We start from the raw sequence: 20,246 nt of genomic DNA on the forward strand, positions 1-20,246 counted from the left end.
AAGCGGATCGGTGGAGATCGGCGAAAGAAAGATCGGCGAAAGAAAGCGGGTGGCATCCCGAGGATGCCACCCGCTTTTGCGCTGTCTTTTCGCCTTGTCGTTCGTCAGGTGCCCGGCTTCTTGATCCAGCCCTTTTTCACCAGCTCGTCGCAGTGCCATTTGGCGTGCGCCGGGCTTTCCTTGTTCTGCTTGGCCGCGGCCAGGCAGTCCTTGTAGGGCCACGGCGGCTGGTCCATGCCGGTCGGCACCCGGACGGGGGCCGCGGCCGCCGGTCCCGCCGCGACGGCGGTGCCCATCGCGGCGACGGCGAGAACGGTGACGAGCCTGCAAACGATCCGACGCACCAGCACTCCTTCGACTCTCCTCACATCCGGAAGCGGGCTGCCCCGGACACGGGGGACCAACGACCGCACCCCCGCGACCGCTACCGAACGTCGCGCCAATTCACTCGCTGTAACCAATCCTCGGCACACCCGACCCGTACGACTGTTCTATATGTGACGTACGCTGATGTGTATGCACCTGCAACTTCAGGGGTCGCTGTTCGATGTGGCCGACGAGATTGCGCTGCGCCGACCGCTGGCGGACGTGCAGCGCATCGAGCTCGGGCGGGGTGCCTGGCTCGACGTCCTGCCCGGCTGGCTCGCCGGCTCCGACGCGTTGTTCGAGGTGCTGGTGCGAACGGTCCCGTGGCGGGCGGAGCGGCGGCACATGTACGACAACGAGGTCGACGTCCCCCGGCTCCTCGCCCACTACGGCGAGGGCGAGGAGCTGCCGCACCCGGTCCTGACCGAGGCGCGCGAGGCACTCGGCGCGCACTACGCCGCCGAGCTCGGCGAGGGCTTCCGCACCGCCGGCCTGTGCTTCTACCGCGACGGGCGGGACAGCGTCGCCTGGCACGGCGACCGCATCGGGCGCGGCTCGCGCGAGGACACGATGGTCGCCATCCTCGGGATCGGCGAGCCCCGGCCGCTGCTCCTGCGGCTGCACGGCGGCGGCCCCACCCGCATCCGGCAGCCCCTCGGTCACGGCGACCTCGTCGTGATGGGCGGCAGCTGCCAGCGCACCTGGGACCACTCGATCCCCAAGACCTCCCGGCCCGTCGGCCCGCGCATCAGCATCCAGTTCCGCCCGCGCGGCGTGGGCTGACCCGGATGCGCCGTACGCGCCGTACGCGCCGTACGCGAAAAGAGCGTGACAAGTACGGCAGAAGTCCGTGTCGCGGTCGGGCAGAAGTCCGCTCGGGCTATGATCACCGCAGGAGGTGACCTGTGTCCGAGTTGTTCGACGCGGTCGACGCCCTGATCGCCTCGGCCTCGCCCCTGCCCCCGCCCGCCGAGCGCGAACGGCTGCGCAAGGCCCATGGTCTGTCGCAGGAACAGGTGGCCAAGGCGCTGCAGGTGCGGCGGGCGACGGTGGTGTCCTGGGAGAACGGAAGGACCGAGCCCCGGCCCCCGCAGCGCGAGGCGTATGCCCGCCTGCTGGAGCGCCTCGCCGAGCTCTACCCGCCCAACGCCCCCGCACCCGTGGAGGTCACGCCCCCCGCGCCGGCCGTCCCGGCCCCCGCCGCACCCCCCGCAGCGGCTCCCGAGCCCCGGCCCTCGCAGGCCCAACCCGCGCAGACCGAGGCCGACCGGACCCCGGCCCCCGCCCGGGGCACCGCGCCGCGCCGCCCCGCGGCCCGTGGCACACGGCCCGAAGCGGAAACGAAGCCCGAAGCGCAAGCCGACGCCGACGCCGAGGTGCGCTTCGAGAGCGGTCCGCTGGCCGTGCTGGACGGCGACGGCTCGGCGTACTGCGCCGCCGGACTCGTCCTGCACTGCCCGGCCACCACCCTGCCCGCCCTCGTGGAATGGGCCCTGACCGAGGCCCGTTTGGGTGCGCCCCGGCTGCACCGCAACGGCAAGGACGCCGATCCCCTCGTCGTCCTCACCGCCACGGCCGCCGTGCGGCTGGGACTCCCCGAGCACCTGGAGGACCGCAGGGGCCTGCGGCTGCCCGCCGACCACCCGGCCGTCCGGCAGCTGACCCGGGCCAAGTGGCAGCTCACCCGCCGCGGTTTCGGGCCCTGGGCGCGCGTCTACCGCCCCGCGGACGGCGACCGGCGCCGGTGCGTGCAGCTCGCCGTCCTGCCGTGGGGCGCCCTGGACCCGCGGGCCTGGGGGGACGCCGACCGGCTTGCGGCCCCCGAGCTCGCCCGGGTCCTGACCGACTACGCCTCTCGCGTCCTGACCCCCCGCGGCTCCACGGCCGTCACCGGCCTGGAGCTGATGACGGCCCTGCGCCCGCCCACCCGCGCCGTGAAGGACGAGGCCACGGGCGCCTGGGTCCCGGCTCCGGCGCCGGGCGCCCTGACCGAGCCGGTCGCGTGCGCGCCCCCCGAGGCCCCCGACGGCCACCCGCTCGTGGCCGCCCGCCACCCCCTGCACCACCGGCGCACCCCGGACGAGATGCTGATGGAGGAGGCCTGCGCCTGGGCCCGGCAGCTGACGGACGAGGAGTGCACGAAGCCGTACGTCGTCGGCATCGACGTCAACATGGCCTTCGCCGCCGCCGCCAACCGCCTGAACGTCGGCCTGTCCGCCCCGGTCCACCTCAGGCGGCCCGCGTTCGACAAGGCGCTGCCCGGCAGCTGGCTGGTCGACCTCTCGCACATCACCTTCGACCCCCGCCTGCCGTCCCCGTTCACCCCGACCGGGCAGCGGCCCGAGGGGCCCGCCTGGTACGCCACCCCCACCGTCGCCTACGCCGTCGAACTCGGTCACCGCGTCGAGCCCCTGGAGGCGTACGTACGCCTGGAGCACGGCCCGTACCTCGACCCCTGGTACACCCGGCTGCGCGACGCCTACCTGGCCACCATGGAACAGCTGGGCGTCACACCCGGCATGGCCGAGGAGGACTTCCTCGCCGCCATGGCCGTGCACAAGCGGACCGACCCCGGGCAGGCCGCCGTGCTCTCGGCCGTCAAGGCGACGATGAAGGGCGGCATCGGCAAGCTGCGCGAACGCCCCCAGGGCCACTGGCGGCCCGGCGAGCCCTGGCCGGCTCTCGAACGCCCGACCTGGCGCCCCGACATCCGCGCCGCCGTCATCGCCACCGCCCGCGTCAACATGCACCGCAAGATGCTCCGGCTCGCCGCGGTGGGCCTCTACCCGGTCGCCGTCAACTCCGACTGTGCGGTCTACGCCTCCGACGGCCCCTCGCCGCTGGACTTCCTGCCGCGCACCCCGGACGGCAGGCCCCTGCCCGGCGGATTCCGGCTCGGCGTGAGCCCCGGCATGGTCAAGCACGAGGGCACCCAGTCCGTCCTGTGGGCCGAGGGCCTGATGGAGGAGTACGGCACGGACGGCGTGAACATCGCCCGCCACATCAAGGACGGCACCGTGGGTGCCGGCTGGGACGACGGAGAGTAGGGCAGCGCGATGGGCATCCTCGGCGACAGCCTCCAGCGGGCTGCCGAGAACACGTTCACCCGCCCGGTGCCGAAGTCGGCCGGGGCGCAGATGCGGTTCCTGGTCCGGCAGTACAAGGGCTCCACGCGGGAAGTGGCCCGGCTGCTGGGCATCTCCCAGCGCACGGTGGAGCGCTACGTCAAGGACCAGCTCCGGCACCCGCGCAAGGAGCTCGCCGCCCGCCTGACCGCCGAGGTGCGCCGGCGGTGGCAGCCGAAGGTCCGTCAGCGGGCCCGCGAGCAGGCCGCCACCAGCACCGGCATCGTCATCGAGACCCGGGCCCGCTTCGGCTTCACCGCGGCCCCCGGCACCACCGACGACGCCCGGCAGCGCCTGATCACCCAGCACCTCCCGCCCGACTACGCGGCCCGCCTCTTCGAGGCGCAGTCCGCCGGTGCCGCCGAGCAGCAGCTGCGGGAGATCGCCGCCGAGGGCCTGCAGGAGATCTACTTCAAGGACAGCGGCCGCCGGGCCGCCGGCCTGCTGGTGGAGTTCACCGACATCGACTACGCCGAATTCGACTACTGAGCTCCCGTCACGCCACCTGGCGGCCGGTGATGTAGCCGACGAGAGGCGCGGTCGACTGGATGCGGACCTTGTCGACGACCGCACCGGCGGGCAGCGCCTGGACGAGTTTGCTGCCCGCCACGGTGAGTGCGAAGGACTGGGCGGGGGAGTCCCAGCTGCCGTCCTCGTGATGGAAGGTGAGGGTTATCCGGGCATCGCCTCCCTGCGGGGCCAGGCAGAGCCAGAGGGGGCCGTTGCGGGCACCGCCCTGCGGGGCCGCGGCGGTGCCGGCGGGTTCCACGGGCAGGTCGAAGGCGGTGGATGCGGGCACGGTGAAATAGGCGAGCATGTCGTCCTCCGTGTACCGGGGAGCGGGTGGGGTGGGCGGCGTGGGCCGGAAGGACAGGGCCCAGGCACGCAGCGCGTCGCGGCTGGCCAGGTGGCAGTAGTCGTGGTCCATGCCGCCGGATTCGCTGTACTGGTGGAAGAGCCAGGGGGCCTGGATGCCGGGCCGGCCGGCGGGACGCCCGGCGGTGGCGATCCACAGGAAGTCGCCGTAGTTGGACGTCTGGTCGACATGGAGCCAGTAGTCCAGATTGCAGTACATCCCGACCGGGTTGCCGGGCATCCGGTCCTTGACGTACGCCAGCCACGCGTCCCGGTAGGCGACCTGGCGCGATCTGGGCACGCCGGCGTTGGCGTCGTCGTAGCCCTCCCAGTCGAGCACGACGATGTCGCCCGGCCGCCAGGCCACCTGCCGCAGGAAGTAATCGGCCTCCCTTCGTGCATCGTTGGCCATGTGCGGGTAGTGGTAGCCGCCCCACACCAGCCCGTGCGCTTTCGCGTGGTCGCGCTGTGCAACCCACTTGGGATTGACGTAGCCGAGCCCTTCGGTGATCTTGACGAACGCGAAGGACAGGCCGCTGGTGTCGGGGTTCGACGACTGGTACGAGGCCCAGTCCTGTCCGTAGATGCCCATGTCGTAGACCTCTCGCGGTGAGCCGGGTGCGCGGGGCCGCGGCCGGCGCACGTCCGGGCTCTGGGAAGTGTGGGTCAGCACCCCGCTCAGGACAAGCACAGTGACAGGGCGAAATCCCGCTCGTCCCCCGCGAACCGGTCGCCGCCCGCGGCGCTCAGGCCTGCTGCTGCCCGGGCAGCGACACGCCGTGGAACTGTGCGCGCTGCATCTCGTACAGGGCGCGGAAGACGCCGCCGGGCCGGGCCAGCAGCTCCTCGAACGTACCGCTCTCGCGCAGCTCGCCCTTCTCCAGGACGTGCACGAGGTCGGCGTGTCGGACGGAGGCGAGGCGGTGGGTGATCAGGACGACGGTCCGCCCGCCGTCGGCGAGCTTGCGGATCTGCTCGAAGACCTCCAGCTCCGCCCGCGCGTCCAGCGCGGAGGTCGGCTCGTCCACCACGAGGATGTCGGCGTCGCGGTAGCGGGCACGGGCCAGGCCCAGCCGCTGCCACTGCCCGCCGGAGATCTCGTGCCCGCCCTTGTAGCCCTTCGACAGCAGCGTGTCCCAGCCGTGGGGCAGCTGCGCGACCACCTCGTCCGCACCGGCGTAGGCGGCCGCCGCCGCCAGGTCCGCCTCGTGCAGCGGACGGGCGGGCCGGCCGATGGCGACGTTCATGCGGCAGGTGAACGGCCAGCGGTGGAAGTCCTGGCTGACGAGAGCGACCTTCGCGAAGACCTGCGCGCGGTCCAGCCGCCGCACGTCGACGCCGTCCCACAGGACGCGGCCGCCGTCCGGCTCGTACAGCCCGGCCAGCAGCTTGGAGACGGTCGTCTTGCCCGAGCCGTTCTCGCCGACCAGGGCGACGATCCTGCCGAGGGGTATGTCGAGGGTGACGTCCTTGAGCGCCGGCCGCGCCTGTGACGCATCGCCTCCGTGGTCGACCGGATAGCGGAAGGTGACGTTCTCGAAGCGGATCAGCGACAGCCGCCGGGGCACGGGCAGCCCGCCGACGGGAATCGTGCGCGCCGCGGCCTCCTCGACGAGCCGCTCCAGGTCGCTGACGTAACAGGCTTCCTCGTAGAGGTTGTTGACCTGCAGGACCAGGGCGGACAGGCTCTGGCCACCGGTACGGATGGCCAGGACGGCGGTGCCCGCCACCGACAACGCCATCACCCCCGTCACCAGCAGCAGGCCCAGAGCCGCGTACGTCAGGGCGGCCGCGGCACCGGTCAGCGCGGCGGCGAGCAGCCGCACCCGGGCGGCGCCGGCGGCCAGCCGGGCCTGCTCGGCCTCGGATGCCTGCGACATCTCCCGGAAGTGGTGCAGCAGGAACGGCCCGACGTCGTGCACCCGGATCTCCGGGGCCGGCCCGGTGCGCAGGAGCGTCTGGGACAGCAACCGCCCCGCCCGCGCGTGCTGCACCCACCGCAGGTAGCTGCCGTAGCGCGCCCGGGCGGTGCGCAGCGAGGCCCACGACCTGGGCAGCGTCATCAGCACCAGCAGGGGCAGCAGGAGCGGGTGCAACACCGTCAGCACCCCGCCGGCCGCCACGAAACTCACCATCGAGCCGACGACACCGGTGCAGTAGCTGGTCATGCGGCGCGCCGAGGAGGCGCCGTACTGGGCGGAGTCCAGCAGACGGTGGAAGTCGGCGTCCTCGATGGCCGCCAGCTCCACCCTGATCACGTGCTCCAGGTACATCTCGGTCGCCACCCGCTCGACCTTCGGCTCCAGCCGCCCCGTGCCCGACGTCGACGCCGAGGTCGCCAGGGCACCGACGATGCCGGTCAGGGCCGCCACGACCATCGACGGGATCGCGGCCTGCAGCCGCTGCTGGATGGCACCTGCGGCCAGCACGGCGGCCAGGACGCTGTTGACGGCCACCAGGCCGACCGCCTGGCTCACCCCGCGCACGAGCTCCCCGGCCCCGACGGTCCACAGCGCACGCCGGTCGGCACGCCAGGCCAGCCGCACCGTGAAGGCGACCAGGCGGGGCAGGCGCACGGCCATCGCCCCCAGGGACATCTCGAAGAACGCCGTGTTGTGCCGGGCCCACAGTGCGTCGTGCAGCAGCGGCCCGCCGAAGAGCAGCCGCTCGGACGCGGACCCCTGCGGCGGCGGCTCGTCCTGGTCCTGCCGGCGTTCGTGGCGGTGCAGCACCGCGCCTCCTCCAGAATCCGAACAGGCGTCGATCGACCGGAGATGCCCGGGGAGCATGCCCGGCACCGCCCGGGCGATTCGCCCCACCGCCGCCGCTCACCCGATCCGGTAAGGGCTTCGCGTCCGGGAACGCGCAGGCCCCACGGCGAACGGCGCCGCCATGCGGCCGCATAGGCTGTGCCCCATGCCCGAACCGTCCCCGCTCATCAAGAGTCTGCGCGCGGCCGTGGAGGCCGCGCCCGACGACGTGCCCCTGCGCCTGCACCTCGCCGAACTCCTGCTCGGCCTGGGCGAGGGACACGAAGCGATATCCCACGCGGCCGCGGCCCTGCAGCGCGAGCCCGGCAACCCCGAGGCGCAGGCCCTCATGGCCCGCGCCGTCGCCCCGCCCGCCGCACCCCCACCTGCGACCCCGGCCGCACCACCCGCACCCGAACCCCCCTCCGGTGCCCCGTCGTCCGGCCCGGCCTACGACTGGCAGCGCGCCGAGGACGAACTGTCCGGCATCGTCCCGCCCCGCTTCGTCGACGACCACGATGCCCCCGCGGCCCGTACCGGCGACACCCCCGAGCCGCCCCACGCCGCCCAGGACGGCGGCCCCGGCCCCGCCGACGACACCGGCGGCCTGTGGGACGTGGAGCACGCCACCCTCACCCTCGCCGACGTCGGCGGCATGGACGAGGTCAAGCAGCGCCTCGAAGCCGCCTTCCTCGCCCCCCTGCGCAACCCCGACCTGCGCCGGCTCTACGGCAAGTCCCTGCGCGGCGGACTGCTGATGTACGGCCCGCCCGGCTGCGGCAAGACCTTCATCGCCCGCGCCGTCGCCGGCGAACTCGGCGCCCGCTTCCTGAGCGTGTCCATCGGCGACGTCCTCGACATGTGGATGGGCAACTCCGAGCGCACCCTGCGCCGGCTCTTCGAGACCGCCCGCCGCCACGCCCCCTGCGTGCTCTTCCTCGACGAACTCGACGCCCTCGGCGCCAAGCGCAGCCAGATCCGGCACACCGGCATGCGCACCACCGTCAACCAGCTCCTGACCGAACTCGACGGCATCGGCGCCGCCGACGACGGCGTCTTCGTCCTCGCCGCCACCAACCACCCCTGGGACGTCGACACCGCCCTGCGCCGTCCCGGCCGCCTGGACCGGATGGTGCTCGTCGTGCCGCCCGACCGGCCCGCCCGCGAGGCCGTGCTGCGCCACCACCTCAAGGACCGCCCGGTCGCCGGCATCGACCTCGCCGCGCTGGCCAAGCGCACGGAAGGGTTCTCCGGCGCCGACATCGAGCACCTGTGCGACTTTGCCGCCGAACAGGCGCTGACGGACTCCGTGCGCACCGGCCGGGCCCGCATGATCGGCATGGCCGACTTCGCCGCCGTCCTCGGCCGGATACGCCCCTCCACCGGCCCCTGGTTCGCCTCCGCCCGCAACGTCGCCCAGTTCGCCGACGAAGACGGCGCCTACGACGAACTGCTGGCCTACCTCAAGAAGCGGAGGATGCTGTGAGCGCGGGCACCGATCCGAAGGAACGCGCCCGGGTCCTGAGGGAGGCCGGCCACCACGAACAGGCCGCCGAACACCTCGCCCGCCACCTCGCCTACGGCGCGGCCCTCGGCGCCCGGCCCGGTGCCGGCCACATCGAGACCGAGCCGAACCAGCTCGTCCTGCGGCTGCTGCGCCGCACCCGCTGGTTCGCCCTGCTGTGCCTGGTCATCGCCGCCCTCGTCACCGTGCTCGTCCCCCTCACCGACCGCGGCACCGTACAGACGCTCGTCCTGACCGGCGCCGTCCCCGTCGTACTGGCCATGTGGTACGGCAGCGCCCGGCGCCGCGTGGCGCGCGAACAGCAGGGGCGCACCACCTGAAAAAGCCCCCGCATGGCGCGTTCGGCTCCCTTCCGGCGCCCCGCCGCGCCATGATGCCGTGCTGTGGGCGAAGCCAAGGAACACCAGGAGCAGGGGAGCGCAGCGCCGCCCGGGGTGCAGCCCGGGCACCGCGGCCCCTGGTACGAACTGATCGGCTGCGGCCTGCACGGCCACCACCTCGTGGGCACCGACGCGGCCCGGCTGCGCCCCGGCGACGCCCTGCTGGCCCGCACCTCGCCGGACGGCCTGCGCTGGCACCGCTGCCTGCGCTGCGACGCATGGCTCGTGCTGCCGCCCCCCGAACACCCCACCCGCGACGTGCCCCCGGAGCGCGACGCGATCCGCCTGCCGCTGCGCGGCCGCCCCCTACGGGACCGCTACGTGCTGCGGCTGATCGCCCTCGACCGGCTGCTGCACTTCGTGATCCTCGGCGTCCTGGCCCTGGCCGTCCTCCTCTTCGCCGACCGCCGCGAGCACCTGCGCGGCCCCTTCTACCGGGTGGTCGACGCCCTGCAGAACGGCATCGGCGGCCCCAGCGGCCGGCACGGCCACGGACTGCTCGGCGAACTCGAACGGGCCTTCGCCGCCCGCACCTCCACCCTGTGGCTGATCGGCCTGGTCCTCGCGCTCTACGCCCTCCTGGAGGGCGTGGAGGCGGTGGGGCTGTGGTACGCCCGCCGCTGGGCCGAGTACCTCACCTTCGTCGCCACCTCCGTACTGCTCCTTCCCGAGCTGTACGAGCTGACCGGCCACATCAGCGCCACCAAGATCCTCACCCTGGCCGTCAACCTGGCCGTCGTGGTCTACCTCCTGCTGGCCAAGCGGCTCTTCGGCGTCCGCGGCGGCGCCCGGGCCGAGGAGGCCGAGCGCGCCCACGACACCGGCTGGCAGGCCCTCGAACGCACCCACCCCGGCCCCGCGCCCGGACCGGCACCCTCCTGAGCCCCCCTCAGCCGGCCACCGACTCGGTGCCCAGCACCGGATCGTGGTGGATCCGCTCGGCCGGCACCCCCAGCCCGGCCAGCCGCTCGACCGTGGCCGCCACCATGCGCGGCGGACCGCTGACGTACGCCACCCGCTCGCGCCAGGTGCCGTCGGCCGCGACCGCCTCGGCGACCGGACCGACGGGGGTGCCCGCCGGCCCCGGCTCCCCGCTGAAGACCGGCACCACGCGCAGCCACGCCCGCCGCGCCTCCAACTCGGCCAGCCACCGCGCCGCATACAGGTCGGCGGGGCCGCGGGCGCCGACGTAGACGTCCACGCGACGATGGCCCTGGCGCCGGGCCGCCAGCTCCTCCAGCAGCGCCTTGACCGGGGCGAGACCGGTGCCGCCGGCCACCATCACCAGGTCGTGCGTCAGCTCCCCGTCCAGCGTCATCGTGCCGGCCGGCGGCCCCAGGCGCACCTCGTCCCCGACGCGCGTACGGTCCACCAGCGCCTCGCTCACCCCGCCCGGGCCCGTGCGCCGGACATGGAACTCCAGGACGTTGTCGGTGCGCGGCGCGCACGCCATCGAGTACTGCCGCCAGGCCTGCGGCAGCAGCGGCGAGGCCACCGCCCCGTACTGGCCGGCCCGGTACGGGTACGGCTCGTGCGTGCGCACCCGCAGCACGGCCAGGTCCGCACCGTGACGCTCGTGGCCGGTCACCACCGCCTCCCAGGCCGGCGGTTCGGTCAGCGCGGCGTCCGCGCCGGCGACCATCAGGTCGACGGCGAAGCGCAGCATGCGCGTCCACGCCGCATCCAGCTCCGCCGTCAGGCCGGGACCGGCACACACCCGCAGCGCCTCGCGCAAGGACGCCTCGAAGGTCTCGTAGTGCACGGGCCGGACCCCGAGCTTGCGGTGGTCACGGCCCAGGCGGGTGAAGGTGGCGGCCGTCTCCTCGGGGGAGTCGGGCGACTCGATCAGATACCGGAACATGTGCGCCAGATGCCGCCGCTGGAAGTCCATCGAGGCGGGGAAGAGCGACCGCAGGTACGGCCAGCGCCGGAACATCACCTCGTAGAGATGGCCGATCAGGCCGTCGAAGGGCGTCACCAGGGACAGATGACGGACGATCAGCTCCCGGTCGGCCCGGTCGTAACGGCGCTGCTGCGCCCCGGCCGGCTCCGGCTCGCGCGGGGCGGGGGAGCGCTCGGGCGCCAGCAGCCTGCGGCGCAGCCGCATGGCGTCGTGCCGGGCCAGCAGGGCGTGGTACTCCTCGCCGAGCTGGGTGCTCACCGGCGTTCCGGCGTCGGGACGGGACATGCGCAGGGCTCCTGGTCCGAAGGTACGTGGTGCGTGCAGGAGTATGGCAACGGCACCCCGGGACCGACCGGCCCGGGGCCACGGGGCCGAACGGCCCTGGCGTCAAACGGTCATGACGTGCTGTCGGATACAGTCGCCCGCATGCGCTTCCGTGCCGGCGCCGCCCTCGCCGGCGCGCTCCCCACAGCCCTCCTCTGCGCCCTCACCGCAAGCCCGGCCCCCGCCGACGGCGTCACCCTCGGCGGACCGGGCAGCGCCCAGCGGGGCGAACAGGTGGAGTTCGTCGTCTCCGTACGCGACTTCCTGCCCGGCGTCGACCGCGTGACCCTCACCTCCCCGGTGCTGGTGCAGGACACCGTCGTCGTCACCCGGAAGCACTTCGGGCACAACAAGGCCGACGAGTACACGATCGGCATCCGCGACTACGTGCGCTGCGACCTCGGGCTCGGCACCTACGACATTCGCGCGACAGCGGGCGGCACCGGCCGCGCCCGCACCGCCACCGCCACCTTCACGGTGACCGGCACGCGCGACGCGGCCGCCCGGGACTTCTGCGCGGCCCCCCGCGCGGAGCAGGAGCGCCTGACCCGGGCGGCGCAGGACGCACTCCCCGACACCACCGCCGGCGAGCCCGTCACCGACGACGCCGCACCCGGCGTCTCCGCCGGCACGGCCCTGACGGCCGTGGCCACGTTCCTCGCCCTGCTGGCCGTCGCCCGGACCGCCCTGCGCCGCTACCGCCGCCGCGCCCGGCCTTAGGGCAGTGCCCCGCGCCCCTGACGGGGCGCTCCACGATCCGCCGGACAGCCCTGGGGCCTGTCCGGTGGATCTTCGTCACGCGGTACCACGGCGCCCCGTAGGGGCGCGGGGCGTTGTCGATGTGCGGCTGCCGCCGCGTGGGCGCGACGAGCCACGGCGTGCCCGCAGATGAGGTGCCGTGCTTCGCCCGGGCCTCGGTGGCGTGTCGACTGCGGGCCGTCGCCGGCCGATCGCGCAGTTCCCCGCGCCCCTTCGGGGCGCTGCCGCCGGACAGGCCCTAGGGCGCCGCCCCGTAGAGGCGCGGGGCGTTGTCGATGTGCGGCTGCCGCCGCGTGGGCGCGACAAGCCACGATGTGCCCGCAGACGCAGTGATGGAGCCCACGCGGCGCAGCCGCAGGGCACTGCCCCGCGCCCCTGACGGGGCGCTCCACGATCCGCCGGACACGGCCTAGCACCCCGCACCGGCAACGGTCGCGCACTCCACCGGGCGGCCTTCGGCCAGCATCAGGCGCGACCCCTCGAAGCGGGCCCGCATGCGCCGGTCGTGGGTGACGACCACCAGCGCTCCCCGGTAGCCGCTCAGGGCCGCCTCCAGCTCCTCGACCAGCGCGGGGCTGAGGTGGTTGGTCGGTTCGTCGAGCAGCAGCAGGTCCACCGGCTCGGTGACGAGCCGGGCCAGCTCGATGCGCCGGCACTGCCCGTACGACGCCTCGCCGACCTTCAGCCCCAGGTCGCGCGGGCGGAACAGGCCGAGGGCGAGCAGCGCGTCGGCGTGGTCGTGCGGCACGCCGCCGCGGCCCTGCGCGAAGGCCTCCAGCACGGTCAGCCCCGGCGGCCAGGGCGTCTCCTCCTGCCGCAGGTGACCGACGCGCCCGCCGACCCGCACGGTGCCGCAGTCCGGTGTCAGCTCCCCGGCCAGCACGCGCATCAGCGTGGACTTGCCCGCGCCGTTGGGCCCGGTCACCAGGAGCCGTTCGCCCGCGCCGAGGCGCAGCAGGGGCAGGTCGAGGCGGCCGGCGACCCGGACGCCGGTGAGCTCGGCGGCCACCTCCGCCTCCACCGTCTCCCGGACGCCGATGCCCGCGCGGAACACCAGCGGTTCGGGCGGCGGTGCGACCGGCTCGCGGGTGAGCCGCTGGACGCGTTCCTTCGCATTGCGAATGCGCACCGAGGCGCCGTGCGTGCGGCCGCGCGCACGGAACGCGCCGTGCCCGAACACCGACAGCGGCAGCTTCCGCGGGATGGCTCCCATGCGGGCCACCTGCGTCTCGGCCAGCCGGCGGTTGCGGTCCAGCTCGGCGCGCCACTCCTCGTACTCCCGCAGCCGTCGCCGGCGTTCGGCCGCCTTGGCCGTCAGGTAGCCGGCGTAGCCGTTGCCGTGCCGGGCGAGGCGGCCGTCGGCGACCTCGACGACGGTGGAGGTGAACCGTTCCAGGAAGACCCGGTCGTGCGTGACGGCGACGACCGTGCCGCGGTGCGCGCGCAGCCGTTCCTCCAGCCAGGCGGTCGCCGCGTCGTCCAGGTCGTTGGTCGGCTCGTCGAGCAGCAGCAGCTCCGGCCGGGAGGCCAGCGTCGCCGCGAGCGCCAGCCGGGACCGCTCGCCGCCCGACAGGCTGCCCAGCGCCCTGCGCCGGTCCAGGCCGGGCAGCCCCAGGTCGTACAGGGCGGCCTCGACGCGGGAGTCGGCCGTGTGCCCCTCGCGGGCCTCGTAGCGGGCGAGCAGCAGGGCGTAGTCCTGCAGGGCGCCGTCGAGCCCGGCGCCCCCGGCGTGTTCGAGCGCGGTCTCCGCGCGGCGCAGGTCCGCCCGGAGGCGGCGCAGGTCGGCGAGGGCGAGGTCGACGGCGTCCTGGACGGTGGCCTGCGGCGGGAGCCCGAGCGTCTGGGCGAGGTGGCCGATGCCGCCGGGGGCGACGACGGTCACCTCGCCGTCGCCGGGCACGATCCGCCCGGCCAGCAGGCCGAGCAGGGTGGACTTGCCGGAACCGTTGTCCCCGACGACGCCGGCCTTCTCACCAGGGCGCAGGGAAAGGGAGACGTGGTCGAGGACGACGCGGTCGCCGTACTTCATGGTGACGTCGTGGAGAGCGAATTGTGAGGTGTGCATGGAAGCGCCCCCTGTTCTGGCCGTGCCGCAGTGACGGCAGCGCCGGGTCGGAAGCCGACCGGCGCGCCGGTGTCACGGCGCGCCGGTCCGGCGGGAATCGGGCTGACGGAACGCACCGGCGGCGGAGCAAGGCTCTACGCGGCCGGGCAGGCGGTGATCACAGGGAACCCATGCGCGGAACTCTAAGGAGCGCACGATCCTTCGGGCAACGGATTATTTTCAGGGCCGGCGGGCGTGGAAGATGCCCCAGCGGATCCGCCCGCTGCGGCACGCGGCCACCCACAGCGGGATGTTCTCCCGCAGCCCGCGTACGTAGTCGGCGCTGACGGCACCGGCCAGCTCGGGGTTCTCGCGCGCGACCTCCCCGGCGAGCCGCTCGTAGTGCGTGAGCATGTGCGCGCTGAGGTCCTCGTACTCCACCTCGGTCAGGCCCAGCCGGCGCAGCTCGGCGTCGTAGAAGGCGGATGTGGCCAGGCCGGGGGCGGTCAGGCGCTCCATGAGCGGGCGCAGTTCGTCGTCGCCGGCGGTGGCCGCCGCCATGATGTCGGTGAAGACGAGACGGCCGCCGGGCCGCAGTACGCGGGCCGCCTCCCGCAGCGTGGTGGCGCGGTCGCCGCTGTGGCACAGGGCCTCCTGCGACCAGACCACGTCGAAGCTCGCGTCCGGTGCCGGAATGGCGTTGAAGGAGCCGGTCACCACGTCGATGAGCCCGTCGAGCCCGCGTGCGGCATTCGTCGCGCGGTGCCGGCGGTTCTGCACCTCGCTGATGTTCAGGGCCACGACGCGACAGCCGTACGTCTGCGCCAGCGCGCGGGCCGCGCCGCCGAAGCCGGAGCCCAGGTCGAGGACCGTGCGCCCGGGGCCGAGGGCGTCGGCGGCCTTGGCCGCCACCCGGTCGATGGTGCGGCGGGAGGCCGTCGCGACATCCTCCCCCTCGTGGGTGTACATGCCGACGTGGATGTCCTCGCCGCCCCAGGCGTGGGCGTAGAAGCCGTCGACGTCACTGGTGTCGTAGTACGTGCGTGCGGTGTCGGTGGCGCGCGTCGCGTCGCTGTGGTCGGTCATGGCGCATACCTCGGCAGCGCGCCGCCGCGGTAAACCGCGCAGGGCCGAGGAAGATCAACACGGCGTGTTTCCTGCCCCGGCACGGCTCCCCGTCTGCGGGCGCGTGGTGGCTTGTCGCGCAGTTCCCCGCGCCCCTGACGGGGCACTGCTCCAGCTCACGGCGCCCCATAGGGGCGCGGGGAACTGCGCGATCGGCCACCGACGGCCCGCAGTCGACGTGTCGCGCCCACGTGGCGGCAGCCGCACATCGACAACGCCCCGCGACGAAGACCCGCCGCACACGCCCTAGTGGATGTGCACCGACACGTGCGGGGCGAGCGCGTGCAGGAAGTCGCGCGCGTCGAAGGCCGCTCCGGCCGCCGCGACGCCGGTCGCCGCGATACGCCCGGTCAGGGCCCGCTGAACGGCCTCCACGGCCAGCGGCGCGCTGACGGCGTAGATGTCCTGGCCGCGCGCGACCGCCCGCCGTTCGAAACCGGCCGCGCGTACGACGACCTCGACGAGGAAGGTCTGGGCGGATCGCCCCCGGTCGTCGACCGGCACCGGTGGCGGCGTCTGCGCGCCCAGCACGTCCTCGACCGCGCTCGTCGTCATGCAGGTGCGGATGGCACGCGGCCGCAGGTGGTGCCCGATCGTCACGCTGTCGGCCGTCGTGAACTCGCCGAGCACCGGCTGCCCGCCGACCGGTTCGGGGAAGGACCACCAGCCCGTCGGTGCCCGGTCGGTGCGGTACTCCATCCGCCCGCCGGTGTGGACGAGACGCCGGCCGCCCCGGCGCTCCCGGGAGACCCGGCTGGACGCCCGCGTGCCGTCGGTGGGATGCCAGCTGCTCAGCGCGTAGGCGATGAGGATCTCGTCGGCCGCCCGCCCGTCCAGTGCCGCCGTGGCCATGAGGTCGGCCAGGCCGCCGAAGAAGGCCATCGCGGGCACGACCGGCACGCCGGCCTGCCGCGCGCGGTCCGCGAAGTGCGTGAACGTGTCGGCGACGGCCTCCACTTCCCCCGCCACGTCCACGTACGCAATGCCGGCCCGCAGGGCAGCCTCGATCACCGGCGCGGCCGTCACCGCGAACGGCCCGGCACAGTTGACGACGGCCGCGGCCCCGGCCAGGGCCCGGTCGAGGGAGGCCGGATCACCGGCCGACGCCGCACGGGCCTGCACCCCGCCCACTTCCGCCGCCAGGGCCCCCAGCCTGTCCTCGTCACGGCCGGAGAGGACCGGGGTCAGACCGCGGTCCAGCAATTCCCGTACCACGAAGCGGCCGGTGTGCCCGTAGGCCCCGAAGACCGCAACCGTCCCCGTCTTGTCATGAGTCGCATCGTTCACGCCGACCATCGTGCCGCCGGCGGACCGCGGCGGTGAGTGGCAGGAATGCCACGGCGCATACACTTTCGGACGTGCACACTGTCGCCCTGGCGGTCACCGAAGGGGTCCCGCACTTCGAACTCGCCACGCCCTGCGAGGTCTTCGGCACCGACTGGTCCCACCTCGCCGATCCCTGGTACCGCTTCGCCGTGTGCGGCCCGGGACCGGTGGGCGTCGGCGGCCGCTTCCGCCTGGAGCCCGACGCCGGGCTCGACGCGCTCGTGCACGCCGACACCGTGATCGTCCCCGCCGTCGCGGACCCCGGCGGGGAACCGCCCGCCGACCTCGTCGAGGCCGTGCGCGCCGCGCACGCCGCCGGGGCGCGCGTGGCCTCCCTGTGCACCGGGGCGTTCGTCCTGGCGGCCGCCGGACTGCTGGACGGACGGCGGGCCACCACGCACTGGGCGCACGCCGCGGCCCTGGCCGCCCGCCATCCCCGGGCGGAGGTGGACCCGGACGTGCTCTACGTCGACAACGGCAGGGTGCTCACCTCCGCCGGCAAGGCCGCCGCCATGGACCTGTGCCTGCACCTGGTGCGCCTCGACCACGGCTCCGCGACCGTCAACGCCCTCGCCCGCCGGCTGGTCGTCTCCCCGCACCGGCCCGGCGGCCAGGCCCAGTTCGTCTCCACCCCCGTACCGGAGGAGCGCCGGCACTGCCTCGCGGCCCTCTTCCCCTGGGTCCTGGAGCGGCTCGACGAGCCGTTGACGGTGCAGGACATGGCGCGGCGGGCGAGCGTGAGCCCGCGCACCCTGGTCCGTCAGTTCCGCACCGTCGCCGGCACCACGCCCCTGCGGTGGCTGCTGACCCAGCGGATCCACCGGGCCCAGGAGCTCCTGGAGACCACCGACGCCACTGTGGCCGCGATCGCCACGGCCACCGGCCTGGGCACCGCCACCACCCTGCGCCGCCACTTCACCCGGACGCTCGGCGTCCCCCCGGACACCTACCGGCGCACCTTCCGTCAGACGCCTAGGAAGCTCGACGGCTGACGGGTCGTGCACCGGTGTGCGGCATCCCCGGCCGGGCCGGCGGTGCGGCGCCCCCGGCCGGGCCGGCCGCGGACGCGCCGGGCCGGCCCGGGCCCCGGGCAACCGTGATCCGGTCACCGTCCCCTGGTGCCCCGTTCAGTGCCCCGTGCGGTGCCCCGCTCGGTTGCCTGTCGGCCTACTTGTCGGCGGTGAGGCGGCCCGCCACGCCCCAGCTCTCGGCGGGCACTTCCTGGATCCAGACCTGCACGGCCTCGGCCGGGATCTTCAGCGAGTCCACGAAGGCGTCGGTGACACGGGCCACCAGCTCGCGCTTGAGCTCGATGTCGCGGGGACCCTGCTGGATGGTGACGATGGGCATGAGATTCTCCTGTGGTCCCGGGCGCCGCACCGGCCACTCCGGTGCGTTCCGCCCTCGGACAACAGTTCACCCCGTCAGGCCCGGGCCGACCCAGACCCGGATCGCTCTCGCAGCGATCACGATCACTGATCGTCGCAGGCCGGGGCCGTCAGAGCGGCCAGCAGCACCGCGACGAGCGGCGCCGTGCGGGCCCCGGCCCGTACCGCCAGCTCGACGGGCAGCCGCAGCCCCCGGCCGGCGAACGGCACGAAGGCCACCCTCGGCACCCGCAGACGGCGGGCGTTGCCCTCGTAGACCACGGTCCACAAGGGGGAGGAGGCGGAGCCGACGGCGGCGAGGGTGTCCTGGAGGTTGCTGGTCGCGGGCCCCGGGACGGGCGCGAACCCGGCCCGGCGGCAGCCGTCGAGGACGAGGTCGACGAGCGCGGGGTGGTTGCGGCGCTCGGTCAGGCACAGGGCCAGCCCGGCGAGGTCGCCGAGCCCGACGGCCTCCCGCTGCGCGAGCGTATGTCGGGCGGGTACGGCCGCCACCAGCGCCTCGTCCCACAGGGGACGGCGGAGCAGCCCGGCGCCCTCGCCGCCGTCCGGCGCCGCGCCGCGGACGAGGGCGGCGTCCAGCCGCCCGTCGGCAAGCCGCGCGAGCCGTTCGCGCACCGGGACGGAGACCAGCTCGACGCGTACGTGCGGGGCGTGCTGCGCGAACGCGTCGAAGAGGCGGTCGAGCCGGTCCCCGAGGCCGGTGACCGTGCCCAGCCGGAAGACGTCGTGCCGTCCGCCGGCGAGGTCCGCGGCCACGGACCGGGCCTGCTCCTCCGCCGCCAGCACGGCACGAGCGGCGGGCAGGAACGTTTCACCGGCCGCGGTGAGCCGGACCGTGCGCGGCGTCCGGTCGAACAGCTCGACCTTCAACTCCCGCTCCAGCCGGCGGATCTGCTGGCTGACGGCCGGCTGGCCGATCACCAGCCGCTCCGCCGCCCGCCCGAAGTGCAATTCCTCCGCGACGGTCACGAAATAGCGCAACTGGCGCAGCTCCACGCTTCCCCCTGTCGATCGTTCACCGGTCTGCGTGATCGATTCTCCGGGACGTCTGGTACTGCTAAGGGCTTCCACACGAAGCCAGGAGGACATGAACCATGAGCCAACAGGGCGGTACGGGACCGGCCGCGCCCCAGCGACGACGGGCGGGATGCCTGCCGGTCCTCGTCATTCTGGCGGTGGTGCTCGGCCTGAGTTACGGGGCGTCGAAGATATTCGGCGACCACGACAAGCCCGGGAAGGCCTCGCCCTCCTCCTCGGCCACCCACGACAAGGGGGAGTGGGCCGTGGGCGACTGCGGGGGACCGGACCCCGATCGCGCGCCGGACGGCTACAAGCCGTACGACTGCAGTGACGGGCACGCCACGTTCAAGGCCATCGAGGTCAAGGAGGGCACCTTCCTGCCCAACTCGGTGCAGTGCCCGGGCGGTACGGACCTCATCGTGAAGGTGAGCGTGTCCTTCGGCTCGAAGGACAGCAAGGGCGGGGGCATTCCCACCAAGACGCTGTGCGGCCGCAACCTGTCCGGCAGCCACCCGGGCGATCCCGGCGCCGGCGGCGGGCAGCTGGTCAAGGGCGACTGCGTGACCTCTACGGCCAAGGAGGTTCCGTGCTCGCCGTCGGGGCCGGACGCCTACAAGGTGCTGGACCTGGTCAAGCAGCGGTCGCAGTGCCCCTCGGGCACCACCGAGCCGATGGAGCTGACCCTCTCCATCGGCAGGCCCTACGACGTGATCTGCGCGGCCAAGGAGTAGCGGCCAGGGAGCAGCCCGCGCATCACGTGCTCACGCCCGGCCGCCTTCCGTGAGCCGGACGGTGGCCTCGCGGGCCGCCGCGTCCAGGCGGCGTGTGATCTCCAGGAAGAACGCCAGCCGGTCGGCGTCGTAGTCGCCCAGGATGGCCGCCACCTCTTCGCCGAAGTCGGCGAAGAGGTGCTGCATTTCGGCGTCGTGCCGGCCGGTGGGGACCACGACGACCTTGCGGCGGTCCTCCGGGGCGCGGCGGCGCTCGACGAAGCCCCGCCGCTCCAGGCGGTCGAGGACGGTGGTGACGGCCGAGGTGCTCAGGCCCGTCGCCGCGGCGATGCGCCCGGCCGTCAGCTCCTGCTCGCTGCGCAGCAGGTCGAGGCACTTGAGGTCGGTGAAGTTCAGGCCGAACCGTTCCGCCACGGCCCCGTGCAGCATCAGGCCGCGGCTGGCCTGGTCGCGCAGGGCCGTCATCAGCTGCTCGACGAGCGCCGCCACCGGCTCCTGTGCGCGCCCGGCCCCCTCGTGCCGATCGCTCCGCCTTGACACCACGGCCCCGCCTCCTCTATATCTCGACCCATCGGATATTTCGATGTTCCGGAATATCCGCTCACTGGGACTAGTCTAGAGCTGC

Annotated in this window: 19 protein-coding genes; 9 read left to right on the forward strand and 10 right to left on the reverse strand. The window is 74.0% G+C overall.

The window, feature by feature from the left end; genetic code table 11:
• Nucleotides 1-104: 104 nt before the first annotated feature.
• The gene (locus tag AC27L3_RS28750) at nt 105-344 is read right to left on the reverse strand and encodes a hypothetical protein (RefSeq protein ID WP_487236984.1); all 240 of its coding nucleotides are present in this window, start codon (nt 342-344) and stop codon (nt 105-107) included.
• Nucleotides 345-516: 172 nt separating this feature from the next.
• On the opposite strand from AC27L3_RS28750, the gene AC27L3_RS28755 reads away from it, so the two are divergent.
• The 3 genes from AC27L3_RS28755 (at nt 517) to tpg (ending at nt 3,980) form a co-directional block, all read left to right on the forward strand.
• The gene (locus AC27L3_RS28755) at nt 517-1,149 is read left to right on the forward strand and encodes an alpha-ketoglutarate-dependent dioxygenase AlkB (RefSeq protein WP_487236985.1); all 633 of its coding nucleotides are present in this window, start codon (nt 517-519) and stop codon (nt 1,147-1,149) included.
• A gap of 122 nt (nt 1,150-1,271) precedes the next feature.
• On the forward strand, nt 1,272-3,413 hold the full coding sequence (tap, locus tag AC27L3_RS28760; protein WP_487236986.1) for a telomere-associated protein Tap: 2,142 nt from the start codon (nt 1,272-1,274) through the stop codon (nt 3,411-3,413).
• A 9-nt stretch (nt 3,414-3,422) separates the two neighbouring features.
• On the forward strand, nt 3,423-3,980 hold the full coding sequence (gene tpg, locus AC27L3_RS28765; RefSeq protein WP_487236987.1) for a telomere-protecting terminal protein Tpg: 558 nt from the start codon (nt 3,423-3,425) through the stop codon (nt 3,978-3,980).
• A 7-nt stretch (nt 3,981-3,987) separates the two neighbouring features.
• Here the strand turns inward: tpg and AC27L3_RS28770 are convergent, their stop codons facing one another.
• Entirely contained in the window at nt 3,988-4,938 is a 951-nt protein-coding gene (locus tag AC27L3_RS28770; protein WP_487236988.1) for a glycoside hydrolase family 25 protein, read from the reverse strand.
• Between the two features lie 154 nt (nt 4,939-5,092).
• Complete coding sequence (locus AC27L3_RS28775) at nt 5,093-7,078, reverse strand: ATP-binding cassette domain-containing protein (RefSeq protein WP_487236989.1); 1,986 nt, start codon at nt 7,076-7,078, stop codon at nt 5,093-5,095.
• Between the two features lie 184 nt (nt 7,079-7,262).
• On the opposite strand from AC27L3_RS28775, the gene AC27L3_RS28780 reads away from it, so the two are divergent.
• The 3 genes from AC27L3_RS28780 to AC27L3_RS28790 all read left to right on the forward strand — a co-directional run bounded on the left by AC27L3_RS28780 (nt 7,263) and on the right by AC27L3_RS28790 (nt 9,883).
• Nucleotides 7,263-8,582, forward strand: coding sequence for an ATP-binding protein (locus AC27L3_RS28780; RefSeq protein ID WP_487236990.1), 1,320 nt, complete (start codon nt 7,263-7,265; stop codon nt 8,580-8,582).
• The gene (locus AC27L3_RS28785; protein ID WP_487236991.1) at nt 8,579-8,941 is read left to right on the forward strand and encodes a hypothetical protein; all 363 of its coding nucleotides are present in this window, start codon (nt 8,579-8,581) and stop codon (nt 8,939-8,941) included. Before AC27L3_RS28780 ends, AC27L3_RS28785 begins: the two co-directional genes overlap by 4 nt.
• 63 nt (nt 8,942-9,004) lie before the next feature.
• Nucleotides 9,005-9,883, forward strand: a complete 879-nt coding sequence (locus tag AC27L3_RS28790) for a DUF2127 domain-containing protein (protein ID WP_487236992.1) — start codon at nt 9,005-9,007, stop codon at nt 9,881-9,883.
• Nucleotides 9,884-9,890: 7 nt separating this feature from the next.
• On the opposite strand, the gene AC27L3_RS28795 is transcribed toward AC27L3_RS28790, so the two are convergent.
• The gene (locus AC27L3_RS28795) at nt 9,891-11,189 is read right to left on the reverse strand and encodes a globin domain-containing protein (RefSeq protein WP_487236993.1); all 1,299 of its coding nucleotides are present in this window, start codon (nt 11,187-11,189) and stop codon (nt 9,891-9,893) included.
• A 141-nt stretch (nt 11,190-11,330) separates the two neighbouring features.
• Between AC27L3_RS28795 and AC27L3_RS28800 the strand changes: the two genes are divergently transcribed.
• Nucleotides 11,331-11,948 (forward strand): hypothetical protein, encoded by a 618-nt coding sequence (locus tag AC27L3_RS28800; protein WP_487236994.1) that lies wholly within the window; start codon nt 11,331-11,333, stop codon nt 11,946-11,948.
• Between the two features lie 448 nt (nt 11,949-12,396).
• On the opposite strand, the gene AC27L3_RS28805 is transcribed toward AC27L3_RS28800, so the two are convergent.
• From AC27L3_RS28805 to AC27L3_RS28815, 3 genes are all read right to left on the reverse strand, one after another.
• Nucleotides 12,397-14,052, reverse strand: a complete 1,656-nt coding sequence (locus tag AC27L3_RS28805; RefSeq protein WP_487236995.1) for a TlrC/CarA/OleB/SrmB family ABC-F type ribosomal protection protein — start codon at nt 14,050-14,052, stop codon at nt 12,397-12,399.
• 219 nt (nt 14,053-14,271) lie between these two features.
• Nucleotides 14,272-15,117 carry an SAM-dependent methyltransferase gene (locus tag AC27L3_RS28810; protein WP_487236996.1) on the reverse strand — a complete coding sequence of 282 codons (846 nt, stop codon included), beginning with the start codon at nt 15,115-15,117 and terminating at the stop codon, nt 14,272-14,274.
• A gap of 285 nt (nt 15,118-15,402) precedes the next feature.
• Nucleotides 15,403-16,443, reverse strand: coding sequence for a saccharopine dehydrogenase NADP-binding domain-containing protein (locus tag AC27L3_RS28815; RefSeq protein WP_487236997.1), 1,041 nt, complete (start codon nt 16,441-16,443; stop codon nt 15,403-15,405).
• 71 nt (nt 16,444-16,514) lie between these two features.
• Here AC27L3_RS28815 and AC27L3_RS28820 point away from each other — a divergent pair, with 71 nt between their 5' ends.
• Complete coding sequence (locus tag AC27L3_RS28820; protein ID WP_487236998.1) at nt 16,515-17,474, forward strand: helix-turn-helix domain-containing protein; 960 nt, start codon at nt 16,515-16,517, stop codon at nt 17,472-17,474.
• Between the two features lie 175 nt (nt 17,475-17,649).
• Here the strand turns inward: AC27L3_RS28820 and dmpI are convergent, their stop codons facing one another.
• Complete coding sequence (gene dmpI / locus AC27L3_RS28825) at nt 17,650-17,832, reverse strand: 4-oxalocrotonate tautomerase DmpI (RefSeq protein WP_365968652.1); 183 nt, start codon at nt 17,830-17,832, stop codon at nt 17,650-17,652.
• 122 nt (nt 17,833-17,954) lie between these two features.
• Nucleotides 17,955-18,866 (reverse strand): LysR family transcriptional regulator, encoded by a 912-nt coding sequence (locus AC27L3_RS28830; RefSeq protein ID WP_487236999.1) that lies wholly within the window; start codon nt 18,864-18,866, stop codon nt 17,955-17,957.
• Between the two features lie 98 nt (nt 18,867-18,964).
• On the opposite strand from AC27L3_RS28830, the gene AC27L3_RS28835 reads away from it, so the two are divergent.
• The gene (locus AC27L3_RS28835) at nt 18,965-19,621 is read left to right on the forward strand and encodes a hypothetical protein (RefSeq protein ID WP_487237000.1); all 657 of its coding nucleotides are present in this window, start codon (nt 18,965-18,967) and stop codon (nt 19,619-19,621) included.
• 30 nt (nt 19,622-19,651) lie between these two features.
• Here the strand turns inward: AC27L3_RS28835 and AC27L3_RS28840 are convergent, their stop codons facing one another.
• Nucleotides 19,652-20,164, reverse strand: a complete 513-nt coding sequence (locus AC27L3_RS28840) for a MarR family winged helix-turn-helix transcriptional regulator (RefSeq protein ID WP_487237001.1) — start codon at nt 20,162-20,164, stop codon at nt 19,652-19,654.
• Nucleotides 20,165-20,246 lie beyond the last annotated feature (82 nt).

It is taken from the genome of Streptomyces sp. PKA51 (genome assembly GCF_057552455.1).